The sequence below is a fragment of the Candidatus Thiodiazotropha sp. CDECU1 genome, assembly GCF_963455295.1.
Classification (GTDB): Bacteria; Pseudomonadota; Gammaproteobacteria; order Chromatiales; family Chromatiaceae; genus Thiodiazotropha.
This window is the reverse complement of the sequence record NZ_OY734020.1, coordinates 3,918,651-3,932,730: the sequence shown is the minus strand read 5'-3', so window position 1 is coordinate 3,932,730 and position 14,080 is coordinate 3,918,651. Positions and strand designations below refer to the sequence as shown.

The window sequence follows — 14,080 nt, the reverse complement described above, 5'->3', positions numbered from 1 at the left end:
CCCCAGACTAAACCGTGAATTTCATGGCAAGTTTATCCAGACTTACAGCAAGCTGGGCCTGCTCACTACTTGCTTGTGATGTCTCCTCAGCGCCCTGTGCAGATTCAGACGAGAGATCACTTATAGCAACTATGTTGCGGTTGATCTCCTCGGCCACGGTACCCTGCTCCTCTGCAGCAGTGGCTATCTGTGAATTCATCTCCTTTATACGGGCCACCGCATGGCTGATCTCGTTGAGTGCCTCATCTGCTCGTTCAACCTGATGCAGGCTATGTTTGGCTTTATCCTGTCCTTGATTCATTGCCGCTCCCGCATCCTTCGCACCCTGCTGTAAGCGCTCTATCATGCCCTGTATTTCCTGTGTGGATTGTTGAGTTCTACCTGCCAAGGTACGTACCTCGTCAGCCACTACGGCGAATCCCCTGCCTTGTTCTCCCGCTCTCGCCGCTTCAATTGCAGCGTTGAGCGCAAGCAGGTTCGTCTGTTCTGCGATCCCTCGAATAACGTCGATTACCGCACCTATACTGTCACTCTCTGCCTCCAACCTTTGAATTACATCTGCAGCCAGTTGAACCTCTTTGGCCAAATCCTCCGTCGCAGTAAGTGCGCTAGCAGCCACTGAAATCCCCTCGTTAGCCTTTTCATCTGCGTCATGTGCTGCTCCATCAGCCATTCCGGCATTCCGAGCTACGTCCTGAACGGTTATAGTCATCTGATTCATGGCAGTTACAACCTGTTCTGTTTCGGATTGCTGTTGCTTTATTCGATGACTTGTTTCGCTGGTTATAACCGAAGTCTCCTCAGCCGCAGAAGCCAACTGTATAGTCGAAGCTTTCAACTCTGTAATAACACTCCGGAATTTATTACCTAGGTCATTGAATGCGCTAATAACTTGCCCAAGCTCGTCATTTGATGATGATTCACATTGAATTGTAAGATCCCCCTCTGCCATTCCATTAGCAGCGTTATTTAGCTTTTTAACTGTCTCTGAGACACTTCGAATGGTTATAACGGAGAGAAATATGAGAAAACCAACACCAGCTAGAATCAGGCAAATGAAAACAATGCCAATCTGGTGATCGCGCTCCATAGCTTTTTCGTACTCCGAATTTGCAACATCAAGTTGTAATTGCCAAAGATCCTCAGCAACTTTATGAGCAGCTTCAAATGCCGGGTTTGTCTTGCTCGACAAGTGAATAGCGGAGTTTAAGTAGTCGCCACTCTCGATATACTTTATTACCGGCCTCAAACCATCATTAACAAATATGGCGCGCTTTTGAGTGAATTTCTGCGCCAGTATTTCCTCGTCCGGTGTCAGATATGTCGACATATACTCTTTCCAGACTTCATCGATAGTTTTTATATTTTGATCTACCTTTTTTAAATGTAGCGACACATTATGCTTATGCAGAACAGCGGTTTTTGAGTTGGGATCATGCTGAAGGGAGAAGAGCAACTGACTTCGATTTTCCCGCATTAATTCAATGATCTGACTGATCTGGCCAGTCGGTATCAGTCGATCCTCGTAGACAGTTTTCATTGACGCTTCTCCGCTCTTCATTGCGTATATGCCTAGCGAACTAATGACAAGCATGACTACCGCAGCAAATCCAACTAAAAATATCAGACGTGCACGAATAGTTATTTGATTCATCAAGCCCATAATGCTACCCCCTTACCAAAGAGTGATATTCGTTATTCGACGTTTGAACAAAAATCGCGGGGATTGGGCGATTGAACACAAGCAGAATGCTAGGTGAAGGACGGGATCTGGGACCTTCGGGTGACTTAAAACGAAGTAGCGACCGGACCCAGGGAAACTTTACAAATAATAAAGCAGAATTATCCAGGGAAATACCCCTTTTGAGCTGTCCAATAATCGCACGAAAAATAGGGTTTTATAACTCAAAAAGATAGAGCAATGAGAAGCCTTCGTCATCACAGTTTTTTTACATCGCACCAAATCTTCCGGGTTGCCATATTTACACTAAGAGCTGCACCTGCATCATTTTCGACACTCAGATCAATCACAGACCGAACTAACATAATGAACCGTTGTGCTTTATGGTAGTAGATTACAAATCTGGTAAAAAAGTTACTTTAAGTACGGGTGGCAAAACAATACTGACAGTTCTTACTACAAACAAATAACATCACTGATACTTCAGTTAAACCTAACCATGCGCCTCTACATTATCAGCCACAACACAGCACATTATCTTCGGTGATCTCGATAATCAGGCTGTCAGGCAGGAAGTCCTGGGCGATCAGATGCTCAAACAGCTGTTTTCGAAAGCCGGTATCGTTTAACAACCGCACCGAGAGGTTTAGAGCAATCGCCACTTTTTTCTGATAGTGACGATGTTGCTCCCGTTGAAACTCTACCGCCTGTTCAATCAGCGAGGACATCACGCTGGTAAAGAGCCGGCCGTCTTTTTCCAGCACCGAGAAGGGGTCGCTGGACCAGTCCTGGCCCGCGACCGGGACCACGTCGGTATGGCCCGACAGCTCATCATGCCTGGTTGATCTGCGACTCCACGCTGTTCAATAAGCCGATGATGGTTTGTGACAGGGGTTCTATCTCCTGGTAGACCGCCTCTGCCTGTTGGTCTTTGCCAGCCTCCTTCAGCTTGATGATCTCCTGAATCAGGCGATGCAGTTTGCTGTGGGGGGCTTCGATATCCCGCATCTCGGCGACCTCGCCATACCTTTCCAGCCCTTCGCTGTAGTACCACTTGCCGAGGATGCAGTCGTGATGGGAGACAGCCTCCTCATGGGACAAGGCATCTCTACCGTCCAGGAAGTCGCGTAGGCGTGCTTTCCAGGCCAGATGGGCCGACTTGGCGGCGCTGAAATCGAGCCCGCCGTCACCGGAGAACTTGAACTGCTGGATGACTCCCTGCAGATTGGCTGCAAATTGACCCAGCGAGCTGACGGTTTCCGAAGTCTGCTTGGCGCCCTGGGCAGTCTGCTTGCTGCGGTCGTTGATATTGAAGATGTTCTGCTTGATCTCTTCAGATACGGCACGCTGTTGTTCCGCTGCGGTGGCGATCTGGGAGTTCATGCGATTGATGGTATCGACCGCCTTACTAATCTGGTCCAGGGAGTTGAGAGTGTGACTCGCCTGGGTCACGTTCCGGTCCACTTTTTCCCGGCCGGTGGCCATCACCGCAACGGCCTGTTGGGTGCCGCTCTGCAGTGACTGGATCATGGATTCGATCTCGCCGGTGGATTCGTGGGTACGGTTGGCCAGGCTGCGCACCTCGTCAGCAACCACGGCAAAACCGCGGCCTTGTTCGCCAGCACGAGCTGCCTCAATGGCGGCGTTGAGCGCCAGCAGGTTGGTCTGCTCGGCTATGCTTTTGATTACATCGATCACCGTGCCGATATGTTCGCTCTGTTGCTCCACTTCCTGGATGGTCCGCTCCGCCTGCTCCACTTCTGTTGCCAGTTCATTGATGGCGTCGGCGCTCTCCTGCACCATCTGACGACCGTTCAGGGTCTCCTGATTAGCTGAGCCGGCTGCTTCCTCAGCGATGGCGGCGTTTTGCGCTACTTCGGTGATACTACTAGCCATCTGGTTCATGGCTGTGGCCACCTGGTCGGTCTCCTGCTCCTGCTCCAACACGCGTTGAATGATCAGGCGGGTGTTGTCCGAAGTCTGTGCCACTGCACTGATGACCGACTCGGTGGAGTGGGCGGTACGCTGTATCAGGTTACGGATTTTACTGACAAACTGGTTAAAGCCCTCGGCAAGTTCACTGAGTTCGTTTTTGCCTTTACTGTCGAGAGCAATCATCAGATTGCCTTCACCGTGTGCAATGTCCTGCATGGTGTCCGCTGCGAACACGATGGGTTTGCAGATGGCGCGTGAAATCAGCCAGCTGATCAGCAGTCCCGCCAGCAGACCGAAGATGAGCAGTCCCAATACCAGCCTGTCGACTGAATCGGCTGTATCCATTAACTGCTGACTGGTCTCTTTGATGGTTGTCTCTTGATGCTTGACCAGATCAGCCAGGTCGTTGTGTAACTCTTCAAGCGCGGGATTGAATTCGCTGCTGAGCAGCCAGGCGTCACTGCGCCAGCTCTTACCGCCGTGGATCTCCTGCATCTTTTGCGCCCGCTGTTTGAACAGGCTAAAGCTTCCGCCGAACTGTTCCACTGCGTCTGACTGTTCCAGGGTCAACAAATCTTCCTTCTTTTTCAGCTCCAGCAGCAAGCTGTCAATGCGTTCAATGTAGAGCTTCATGTTGTCGATGCTGGCGTCACTGCGGAAGGCGAGATAACCGCGTATACCGTTCATGACGTTGCTCCAGGCATAACGCAGTTCAGTCAGTTCGAACAGCAATTGCCTGCGCTCGTCGTCAGGTTCCTCTTCCATTTCGGAGAGGATCATCTCTGAAGTCAGTTGCAGATGGGTACGGCTCAGGGGGTTGATCTGATCGTTGGCAAAAGCGATGCCTGGGAAATTCTTTTCAAAAGTTATCGATTCGCTGAGCAGGTGATTGGCGTTGGATTCGAAGGTTTGAAGCTTGGTCTGAATATTCGATACAAGTTGTGATGCCTGGCTGCTCTCGATGACGGCCGGCATTGCCTGGAGTTCCTGTAACAGTTTCGAGGCCTGCTTCAGGTGCCGCTTGTGCTCATCCAGATGGTGGGACTCTTTGGTAAGCAGGTGGAAACCGAGGGAGGCTGCGGAACGTTCCAGATAGCTTGACAGGTCTTCAGCCAGGATAAGCGTATGCTGCTTGTCGTGTACAACGTCTTCGATTTTCTCGCCGACGCCCTTGAGGCTGAACAGTGTAATTGCGGAACTCATGGTGAGCACTGCGAGGATGAGGCCGAAGCCGATCCACAATCGAGTGCGAATGGTCAAACTGCTGAATAGTTTTTGCATGGTCGTTTCCCGGTATCAAAGTGCTTTTCATGGGTGTCTGCGCTGCTTTATATTCTTTGATGCGTGTGCCCGTGCTTCACGAGTGGGCCACATACAGGCGCTGTTTGTTTTTGTCTGTGTAAAGGAATTTGGTGACTATGGGCCAGAAATTCCTTTCAGATTTTCTATTTGAGTAGGGATATCGGTCTGTCTGCGAGGTTCTTTAACTCTGTTCCGGCGTTAACGTGAACGGTATCGCGCTCTAGCGCTCGATGTGTTTTTTTTAAGGCGGGATTATTTCCTTCGCGGCGGTGTTTGGTTACCGCTCAATATTCTTGGCCAGCGGTCATGCACCGCATCTTCCATCTCCGGCGTAATGGTCACTACGTAGACCCGGCGTTCATGCTCCCAACGGGCCACAGGCCCTGTATCCACTTGCCTGGCGTGACGTCGAACCAGTGGCTGACGCCCTCCATATCCTTCTCCATGAACTGGCTGATGGCCAGTTTGACCGGGATCGGCCGCCAGCGGTCCCAGCGTCCGCCGTAGATGGAGTCGAGCCGTGCCCAGCCCCCCAGTGGCAGTTTGCCGGCCTGTTGCCTGAACTAAGCCGGAAGGACGGGAAGGCATTGGAAGCGGGCGGATTCAGCCGGAAATCCAGGGGATTGCATAGAATGAGACTGGAAAGATGGATGATTCAGGCATATCCAGGCTCAAGTTTTCTGCCTTGATATACATGGTTGATAGCGGTTATTCTTCTTATACTCATACTCTAATACTCTCAGCCTGGATACGTGATGACGATGGACGGCCGCTTTACTGGATCGCCCTACAACAGGATATCGACCAGCATGAAGAAGGCCGAGGCGCTGCTGCATGAGAAACTCACCGAAAGGGCATCCTTGCTCAATGCCAGCCCGGTGGGAATTGGCTTGGTACGTAACCGAGAAATCCAGTGGCTCAATCAACGTTTTCTCGACATGCTGGGTTATGCGGAGGAAGAGCTGCTGCAAAGAAACAGCCGTTGCGTCTATCCGAGTGATGAAGAGTACGAGCGGGTCGGCAGGGAAAAGTATGCCCAGATTGAAGCAACCGGCGTGGGAGAGATTGAGACAGTCATGTGTCATCGCGATGGGCACACGCTGAATGTGCTGCTGCGATCTGTGCCGCTGGACGAGTCAGACATGTCAGCCGGCACTATCTTCACGGCACTGGACATCACCCAACGGAAACAGGCCGAGGAAGAGCTGCACTTGTTTCGCAACCTATTCGATCAAACCAAGGATGCCCTTTTCGTGGTCGACGCGGAAACCGCAGATATAGTCAATTTCAACCTGGAAGCCTGCCGCAGCCTGGGTTATTCGCACGACGAGCTGTCCAGTCTGCGGATACCCGACATAGCAGACCCAGTCGAGTCTGGCTCGCAGACTTGGCGGGAATTCATACAGCGCTTCGAGCCAACAGGAGAATTGATTTTCGAGGCCAGGCATAAACACAAAGATGGCAGTCAATTTCCTGTAGAAATCACTGCCAGACTTATCGACTACCAGGACAAATCCTATTTGGTTGGTGTGGTGCGGGATATCACTGAGACCCTTAAAGCCAGGCAGGCCTTGCTGGATAAGAACAGAGAGCTGGAGACATTGCTGAACACGATTCCCTCTCCGGTCTATTTTGAAGACCGCGAGCTACGTTACCAGATGGTCAATCGCGCATTCCTGGATTTCATGGGTAGGACCGAAGATCGTGTGATAGGGAAGACCAATACTGCGTTTTTTCCTCCGGACGTAGCGCAGACCTTTATGGACGTTGACAGGATCGTCATTGGTCAGGGCCGGCAGGTGACGGACCATGAACAGAGGGTGCCCGATCCAGACGGCCGGCTCCACTGGTTCAGCACCACTAAGACGCCGTTGACCGACAGTGCGGGTGAAGTGGTTGGCTTGGTCGGTATCAGTACCGACATCACCCCGCTGAAGGAGCTGACTGAGCAGCGTCTCAGCAAGGAACAGGTTTTGCGTGAGGCGTTGGTCCGCGAGGTACATCACCGCATCAAGAACCACCTACAGGGTGTGGTTGGGATGCTCCACAACCTGACCTACTCCTGCACAGACATATCCCGCTGCCTGGAAAAAGCTATAACCCAGGTCCGTACTATTGCCACCGTCTATGGTCTGTACAGCCAAGCGGGGACGGAACGCCTGCAGATCGACGAGTTGGTGCAGGCCTGTATCAATGTCTATCCGAACGAGCAGGTGGCTCAGATAGACTTTCAGGCAGACAGATCCACGGTCATCAATTTGGCCAGAGAGGAGTCGGTGCCAATGGCGCTTGTGATCAACGAACTGATCGCCAACGCGTTGAAACACAGTAAAAGATCAGCTAGCAGGGGCGATATCAAGGTATCGCTGAGCGCGCATGGGCAACAGGCTCGGCTCTGCCTGGTCAATTCCGGCGAGCTGCCCAGCGGATTCGATTTTTCCAGTGGTAAGGCAACGGGCACAGGCCTGGAGCTTTTGCGTACCCTACTACCTGCTGAGGGTGCTCATCTGGATATCCACCAGGAGGCTGGGCGGGTGGTCACTGAACTAGCTCTCGAAGCGCCACTGATCTGGTTGGCTGTTTAGTTTTTGCAACATGCCATCGAAAGACTACCTAAATCGGGTCTCTCTTCTGGACTCAGGCATCAGGGAAAACCACAATTGTAATTAGGTCTTTTACTTTGATATATATTAGTTAGAGAGAAACGACTATCCTGAAGTTTGTGAGATATGAATTCTAACGCTACGATGATCATGCTGGTTGATGATGACCGTCTGGTGCTTGCCTCCCTGAGTCCCAGTCTGCAAGCTGCCGGCTATGAGGTGAAAACCACCACTAGCGGCAAAGAAGCCATCGATCTTTGTCAACAAATGCCTCCTGACCTGGTGGTTCTCGATATGCGTATGCCGGGCATGGATGGCATTGAAGTAGCTCATTGGTTACGCCATAACACCCAGATTCCATTCATTTTTTTGACCGCCTACGGCGAGGATGACGCTATCGAAGAGGCGGTGGATAGCGGCGCGCTGGGCTATCTGATCAAGCCTGTTGATCCCCCGCAATTGCTGGCGGGGGTGAAAACTGCGCTACAACGAAGCGCAGAGAATCGCCTGTTACTCCAGCGCGAGGGACAGCTGACTCAGGCGCTGAATGGCGATCGCACCGTCAATACTGCGGTTGGCATTCTTATCGAGCGTGAGCACATGAGTGAGCAGGAGGCCTTCGATCGGTTGAGGAATCAAGCCCGCTCAAGTCAGCGCAAACTCCCTGATTTAGCACGTGAGTTGGTGCAAGCTGCTGAATACCTAAACAAATTATCAGGGGCAAATACAACAACTTCAGGTTCGCACTAGACCGCCGATGTCGAATGGAGGTTAGCAATTTAAACCGAGAGAGGGTCGTGATCAGGGCTCTGTTGTAAAAAGCCTTTCCGCCCTCTAAAGTTTTAGGGAGATCTGCCGAAATCCCTATTTGATTGGACAGCAGCACAGTTCAAAAGGACCCAGCCCCGTCCGCGCCAAAAACAGCAGGCCCGACCAACGTTCCTGCCACGGCCCAGCCCCCGCCAAATACCAAGAAAGTGCTGCACCATATGGCAGCCAAAGATTTCCCTCGGGGTATGTTTCCATGGGTGGGGTATCTAAAAGCACTAATGTCACAGAGACCGGATCTGTCGCGGCTTCTGCCGACCTGTCAAACCGTCTGTTGTCGCAGGCCTTGGAGCAGACGGCCGATATCGTTCTGATAACTGATAGCCAGGGCGTCATCGAATATGTGAATCCTGCGTTCGAGCAAACTACCGGTTATTCCAGCAATGAAGCGGTGGGTGAGCGGCCTTCCCTGTTGTGTTCAGGTATTCATGACAAGGCGTTTTACCGCCAGCTTTGGTCCACCATTGCAAACGGGCAGGTATTCCGCGGGGTGGTGGTGAACCAACGCAAGGATGGCAGCTACTATCACGAAGAGAAAACCATCACCCCCTTGATTGGTGAGAATGGTGACCTTACCCATTTCGTTTCCACCGGAAAGGATGTGACCGAACGCGTCCGGGTGCAACAGCAACTACATGAACTGGCCTACTTTGATGCGCTGACAGAGCTACCCAACTGGCGCTATCTACAGCAGTTACTAGCCCAGGCGGTACACCAGGCAAAACGTCACAACGACACGCTGGCAGTACTCTTTCTTGATCTGGACCAATTCAAACGGGTCAACGATGCATTGGGCCATGCCAAAGGTGACCAGCTCCTGCGAGAAGTTGCGCATCGCCTTCGCGCCACCCTGCGTGAAGAAGATACGGTGGGCCGTAGTGGGGGGGATGAGTTCGTGGTTCTGATTCATCAGCCGCAAAAGATTGAGGATTTGGTCCGTGTCGCCGAGAAGTTGCTCAAGCAGCTAACCCAGCCTTTTGTGCTGAACGGGCAGGAACATCGTATCGGTATCAGTATCGGCATCAGTGTCTACCCGCAGGATCAACAGACACCAGGAGACCTGCTCAAGGCAGCCGATATGGCAATGTACCGCGCCAAGTCAGATGGGGATTCACGATACCGATTTTTCTCCCGCGACATGGAGACGGAGGTGGTCGATAGGATCAGGCTGGAGCAGTGTCTGAGACAAGGATTGGTCCGTCACGAATTGTTGAACTTCTACCAACCGCAGTACGACCTGAGCAACGGAAGATTGACCGGTACTGAGGCTCTGGTTCGTTGGCATCATCCCGTGCATGGGATAATAGGCCCGGATCGGTTCATCCCTGTCGCTGAGGAGACAGGGGATATCATTGATATTGGCAACTGGGTCCTGACAGAGGCCTGTCAGCAGATAGCCGACTGGACAACAGAAGGACTTCCTATCAAGCAGATGTCGGTGAATCTATCTCCCCGACAACTGGCGCACCCAGATATTGTAAACCAGGTTAGCAGACTAATCTCTGAGCACAGTTTTCTTACTGGTAAATTGGTGCTCGAGCTAACTGAGTCATCACTTATGCAACACCCAGACCAGGCGGCATTGACTCTGGCTAGCCTGAAGGACCTGGGGGTGAAGCTATCGGTAGACGATTTTGGCACGGGGTATTCCAGTCTTAGCTACTTGCGCCGGTTTCCCCTGGACTGCGTCAAGATCGATCGTTGCTTTGTCAAAGATATGGAAATTGACAAGGCAGCGACCGCGCTTGTAGAGGGTATCGTACGTCTGGCCCATAGTCTGAACATGAGTGTGGTTGCCGAAGGTGTGGAAACTGAAACCCAGTTAGACATGCTGAGCCAAATGGGCTGTGAAGCTGCTCAGGGTTATTTGCTCGGGAGACCTATGCCACCTAACGAACTGCATTGTCACAGCATAAAAGAAGCGACTGCATCCGATCCTGTATCGAGTTGTGGCCTTAGAAGAGATCATGTCGACCTGTAATGGCATCTTCATGCTTTCGTGTCGACGATGAGAAGTGGTGTCTTGTCAACAATCGATCCAAACGTTCTAGTGCGGTGCATACGATCAGCCATCGGGTTGCCGGGTTTCTGGAACGCGAAGGCATCCTGGAACGGGATGAAGAAAACAGTTACCTGAATCTGGAAGAGGGTGACGAAGACCCCATGCAACAGGTACTGGGCTGCTCGGTCAGCGTCAAACTACTCTAACCAATATTCCCAACTTTATCCCCCCTCCCTCAGGGAGGGGGGTTCTCATTTGTTTCCAATCACCTTGTTTAAAGGAGTGTCTGTGCATCCTGTTCAGGCCTATCCATGGAGCCAGGTTTCCTGGCGGGAGCATCCAGGGTCTCAACCTCTGCTACAAGTGCCCTTTCACTTCATCAGGCTTGAGTCACGGGAATTTACGCTTGTTTCCACGTTAACCCCGGAGCGTAGAGTCTGCAGAGTGACGCAGCTGTGCTCAGCTGCGGCAATGAGCTTCTCCACGAGCCTGGGATCTGTCTGTTTTTCCGCCTGGATATCAATGCGGCAGCTCATTTTGTGAAAGCCGACCTGTACCTTTCGATCAACCATCAGGGTACCGCGCACATCAACTTCTCCCAATACCGCAACCTCAAGCGATTGCAGCCTAACACCCAGACGATCGGCGATGATTCGCAATGTCGAATCCAGACAGGCAGCGAGAGCCGCGCAGAGTAAATCGCCGGGGTTTGGCGCATCATGGTAGCCGCCGACGGCGGAGTGTATGCCGAAGTGCAGGGCGACACTGGTGTCGGGCTTGCCCGGATGAACCGTTCCATGAAACGGATCGGTCTCCACGCCCCCCGAGGTTCTTGCCTGGTCGTTGATCAGCGCCTCATCAGGGTTTACCTGATATCGCTGTTGCAATGGTGTCTGTCGATCGCGAACATTGAGTCTGATTTGTGTGTTCATAGTATAAGCCTCAGCAATGGGTTGGGATTGGGTCTATCGATGTCATGAGTCCGTACCTCAGCCAGGGTGATTCATCCTGACACTCTCTTCTTGGTCGCCACCACCTCCAGGTATTCGGAGGGGACCACCATGGTGCCGTCTTCGGCCGTGTTGAACTGATCAATAAGGCCCAGCAGGTCGCGACTCAATTTTTCACCTGTCTCCTCATCAAGAACCTCATAAGCCTTCAACACCGGGCCATAGTAAGTGGCAAACAGATCGAGCCAGTGCTGGGGCGACTGATAGCGAAAGACAAATTGACGCGGTTCCATATCCAGGTTCGAACTCTGCGGACCCAGGTGTTGTTGCAGAAACTGCATCGTTCCCCAGGCTGCAGGTGAGTTGATGCCGGGTGGTGGCGAAACGTACTGACCTATGGTCTTGAAGACCTGACCGATAAATCCCGTCGGAGTCCAGTTTGCCAGACCGATTTTTCCACCCGCTCTGCAAACCCGGATCAATTCGGACGCCGCACTGGTCTGATCCGGCGTGAACATCACCCCGAAGGTGGAGACCACGTTGTCGAAACTGTTATCGGCAAAAGGCAGTGCCTCCGCGTCCGCCTGTTGGTAATCGATCGCCAGACCCTCGGCCTGGGCCCGCTGTTCGGAGTGGGCCAGCAGAGCCGGCACATAATCGGTCGAAATCACCTTGCAGAATCGCCGTGCAGCGGCCAGTGTCACGTTGCCGTTTCCGCCCGCGACATCCAGTACACTCTGACCGGCATGCAGATCCATGGCTTCGCACAGCTGCTCGCCTGAGATCTGCAGGGTGACTCCCACCCGGCCGTAGTCGCCGGCACTCCAGGCAATCTGTTGTTTGTGCTTGATTGCCGCGTAGTCCGGCATGGGCTGCTGCATCGCTTGAGCTGTTTTGTTCATGATCATCTCCAGTGTCGTTGATTGAATACCGCTGTTGGTTTCTTTATCCAGCTGAAGGTAATGCTAGAGATGCCAGGCCTGGGCTGCTTGGGGGGGGTCTGGTCTTTTTGTGGGGATTTTGTGTGGATGGTCAGGAACGCAGCTGTCCGGCCTCAGCGGACAGGGAGCGTAACTGCTTGCCGAGTCTGGTTGAGATCAGGGCATCGATCTCCACATCGGACAGGTCGGGCTTGATCCTGTAGGCATCGGCCAGGGCCTGCAGAGCGGCTTGTGGGTTTTTACGACACAGCAGGACGGCCGCATGGACCACCCGCGACAGATAGGTTCGATCATCCCGTTGACAGGCGAGTTGCGCCTGGGCCTGCGCCGCATCCAGATCGCCTGTCTGCATCAGCGCCAGCGCCAACAGCGCCCCCCAGATAGAGAGTCGGCTGTCCAAGGGACTGATGTCTATACCCCGGGCCAGATGCTGTATGGCGAGCGCAGGCTGTTTGTCGATCAGGTAGGCAGACCCGAGTGCAGCCCAGGCCTGGGCATTGGCCGGGTCAACCTCAACCGCTTTCCTGAGTATGGGAAGAGATCGGTAGACCAGACCGAGATCCGCCAAGGCACATCCGGCAAAGCCAAGCACGGCCGAATCCATATTTTCCAGTTGCAAGGCGCTCTCTGCGGCGGCAATGGCTTCCGCTTTGGTCTGTTCCTTTTCGTCCAGCAGACCCACGCGATGGCCCAACGCCAGAATCAATGACAGGTACGCGGGCGCCAGGGCAAATGCCGGGTCCTGCTGCAAACTACTGCGCAACAACGCCGCCGCCTCCTGGAAAGTATCCAGATGCCATCCCTTGAGGGCCAGAATACCGCTGGCCTCCAGGTACAACTCCCGAGCAGTGGGAGGTCCCTCAGCGGCACGCACTCTGTCGTAAATGGCCCGATTCAGTTGTGGTTCCAGTTTGGCAATGATGCTGATGACAACCCTGTCGCCACCGTCCTTGATAAGCGCCGGCGCATGCTCAAATTGTTCCGCCCACAGTCGGAAGCCGGATTTCGCGTCGGTGAGTTGCACATTTACCCGGAACAGATCCTCCAGTATCTGAAGATTGCCTTCAAGCAGGTAGTCGATGCCTATCTCCTCATGGATCTGCCGGGCTGTCGGCGCCAGCTCAGAGTGTGAGTAGTCAGCAGCCTGGGCGCTGATATGCAAGAGTGGAATGCGGGTCAGTATGGTCTCCAGGTTCACGGCCAGCCCCCTGGCGAAATCAATGATGGCGGGAGATTCATTGCTGCATTTGAACGGCAGCACCAACAACGATGGCGCGAATTGCCTTACAGGAATGCCCGCAGCCGGTGGGGTTGAAGTGACAGGCTCAGGTTGATCCCGGCTGACTTCACCAACAAAGCGAAATCCCCGTCCGTGTACAGTCTGGATATAGATCTGCATATCGCCGCTGTCACCTAGCGCCTTGCGTACGGATTTGATACAGCCGGATATCGTGGCATCGGAGACGATCCGCCCGCCCCACACGGAAGCCATGAGCTCTTCGCGACTGAACAGGGTGTTCGGATGTTTCGCAAAATGCAGCAGCAGATCGAACACCATGGGCTCGACAGAAACCGGTCTGCCGCTCCTGCGCAGTTCATAACGGTCTGTATCGATCTCAAAATCTGCGAATCTTAGCATCATGGTGATATTCATTTACCGATGTGGACCTCTGAAGAGAGGCTATGTTCGGTCATCCTAAGCCGGCTTGATGTCAGTATGAATCAAATCCGCGAAATGTGCTGAAATCAGTTTCTGCGATGGTGTGAAGTTCCTACCCACGCAAATCAAGAGGACGCTTGCACCGGATGCTACTGGGAGGGTCGTTATCAATCTCAGG

General features: G+C 53.0%; 11 protein-coding genes. 4 read left to right on the top strand and 7 right to left on the bottom strand.

Features of this window, described 5'->3' with window-relative positions:
- Nucleotides 1-7 precede the first annotated feature (7 nt).
- The 4 genes from R2K28_RS17970 to R2K28_RS17955 all read right to left on the bottom strand — a co-directional run bounded on the left by R2K28_RS17970 (nucleotide 8) and on the right by R2K28_RS17955 (nucleotide 5,506).
- Entirely contained in the window at nucleotides 8-1,663 is a 1,656-nt protein-coding gene (locus tag R2K28_RS17970) for a methyl-accepting chemotaxis protein (protein ID WP_316366629.1), read from the bottom strand.
- A 533-nt stretch (nucleotides 1,664-2,196) separates the two neighbouring features.
- A complete protein-coding gene (locus R2K28_RS17965; RefSeq protein WP_316366627.1) occupies nucleotides 2,197-2,490 on the bottom strand; it encodes a hypothetical protein in 294 nt (97 codons plus the stop codon).
- A gap of 22 nt (nucleotides 2,491-2,512) precedes the next feature.
- Nucleotides 2,513-4,897, bottom strand: coding sequence for a methyl-accepting chemotaxis protein (locus R2K28_RS17960; protein WP_316366625.1), 2,385 nt, complete (start codon nucleotides 4,895-4,897; stop codon nucleotides 2,513-2,515).
- Nucleotides 4,898-5,170: 273 nt separating this feature from the next.
- Nucleotides 5,171-5,506 carry a hypothetical protein gene (locus tag R2K28_RS17955; RefSeq protein WP_316366622.1) on the bottom strand — a complete coding sequence of 112 codons (336 nt, stop codon included), beginning with the start codon at nucleotides 5,504-5,506 and terminating at the stop codon, nucleotides 5,171-5,173.
- Between the two features lie 167 nt (nucleotides 5,507-5,673).
- On the opposite strand from R2K28_RS17955, the gene R2K28_RS17950 reads away from it, so the two are divergent.
- The 4 genes from R2K28_RS17950 (at nucleotide 5,674) to R2K28_RS17935 (ending at nucleotide 10,557) form a co-directional block, all read left to right on the top strand.
- Nucleotides 5,674-7,503 carry a PAS domain S-box protein gene (locus R2K28_RS17950; RefSeq protein ID WP_316366621.1) on the top strand — a complete coding sequence of 610 codons (1,830 nt, stop codon included), beginning with the start codon at nucleotides 5,674-5,676 and terminating at the stop codon, nucleotides 7,501-7,503.
- Between the two features lie 144 nt (nucleotides 7,504-7,647).
- Nucleotides 7,648-8,271, top strand: a complete 624-nt coding sequence (locus tag R2K28_RS17945) for an ANTAR domain-containing response regulator (RefSeq protein ID WP_316366620.1) — start codon at nucleotides 7,648-7,650, stop codon at nucleotides 8,269-8,271.
- 274 nt (nucleotides 8,272-8,545) lie between these two features.
- Complete coding sequence (locus R2K28_RS17940) at nucleotides 8,546-10,330, top strand: putative bifunctional diguanylate cyclase/phosphodiesterase (protein ID WP_316366618.1); 1,785 nt, start codon at nucleotides 8,546-8,548, stop codon at nucleotides 10,328-10,330.
- On the top strand, nucleotides 10,330-10,557 hold the full coding sequence (locus tag R2K28_RS17935; RefSeq protein ID WP_316366616.1) for a hypothetical protein: 228 nt from the start codon (nucleotides 10,330-10,332) through the stop codon (nucleotides 10,555-10,557). The genes R2K28_RS17940 and R2K28_RS17935 overlap by 1 nt, the downstream gene beginning before the upstream one ends.
- A gap of 165 nt (nucleotides 10,558-10,722) precedes the next feature.
- Here R2K28_RS17935 and R2K28_RS17930 read toward each other — a convergent pair whose 3' ends face one another.
- From R2K28_RS17930 to R2K28_RS17920, 3 genes are all read right to left on the bottom strand, one after another.
- A complete protein-coding gene (locus tag R2K28_RS17930) occupies nucleotides 10,723-11,283 on the bottom strand; it encodes an OsmC family protein (protein WP_316366615.1) in 561 nt (186 codons plus the stop codon).
- Nucleotides 11,284-11,354: 71 nt separating this feature from the next.
- Complete coding sequence (locus tag R2K28_RS17925; protein ID WP_316366613.1) at nucleotides 11,355-12,203, bottom strand: class I SAM-dependent methyltransferase; 849 nt, start codon at nucleotides 12,201-12,203, stop codon at nucleotides 11,355-11,357.
- Between the two features lie 130 nt (nucleotides 12,204-12,333).
- Nucleotides 12,334-13,884, bottom strand: coding sequence for a winged helix-turn-helix domain-containing protein (locus tag R2K28_RS17920; RefSeq protein WP_316366611.1), 1,551 nt, complete (start codon nucleotides 13,882-13,884; stop codon nucleotides 12,334-12,336).
- Nucleotides 13,885-14,080 lie beyond the last annotated feature (196 nt).

Excerpts from the sequence above, each read along its gene's own strand:
- R2K28_RS17935 (WP_316366616.1), top strand. The coding sequence starts at position 10,330 with ATGGCATCTTCATGCTTTCGTGTCGACGATGAGAAGTGGTGTCTTGTC.
- R2K28_RS17970 (WP_316366629.1), bottom strand. The coding sequence starts at position 1,663 with ATGGGCTTGATGAATCAAATAACTATTCGTGCACGTCTGATATTTTTA.
- R2K28_RS17950 (WP_316366621.1), top strand. The coding sequence starts at position 5,674 with ATGACGATGGACGGCCGCTTTACTGGATCGCCCTACAACAGGATATCG.
- R2K28_RS17925 (WP_316366613.1), bottom strand. The coding sequence starts at position 12,203 with ATGAACAAAACAGCTCAAGCGATGCAGCAGCCCATGCCGGACTACGCG.
- R2K28_RS17945 (WP_316366620.1), top strand. The coding sequence starts at position 7,648 with ATGAATTCTAACGCTACGATGATCATGCTGGTTGATGATGACCGTCTG.
- R2K28_RS17940 (WP_316366618.1), top strand. The coding sequence starts at position 8,546 with ATGGGTGGGGTATCTAAAAGCACTAATGTCACAGAGACCGGATCTGTC.
- R2K28_RS17955 (WP_316366622.1), bottom strand. The coding sequence starts at position 5,506 with ATGCCTTCCCGTCCTTCCGGCTTAGTTCAGGCAACAGGCCGGCAAACT.
- R2K28_RS17930 (WP_316366615.1), bottom strand. The coding sequence starts at position 11,283 with ATGAACACACAAATCAGACTCAATGTTCGCGATCGACAGACACCATTG.
- R2K28_RS17960 (WP_316366625.1), bottom strand. The coding sequence starts at position 4,897 with ATGCAAAAACTATTCAGCAGTTTGACCATTCGCACTCGATTGTGGATC.
- R2K28_RS17920 (WP_316366611.1), bottom strand. The coding sequence starts at position 13,884 with ATGATGCTAAGATTCGCAGATTTTGAGATCGATACAGACCGTTATGAA.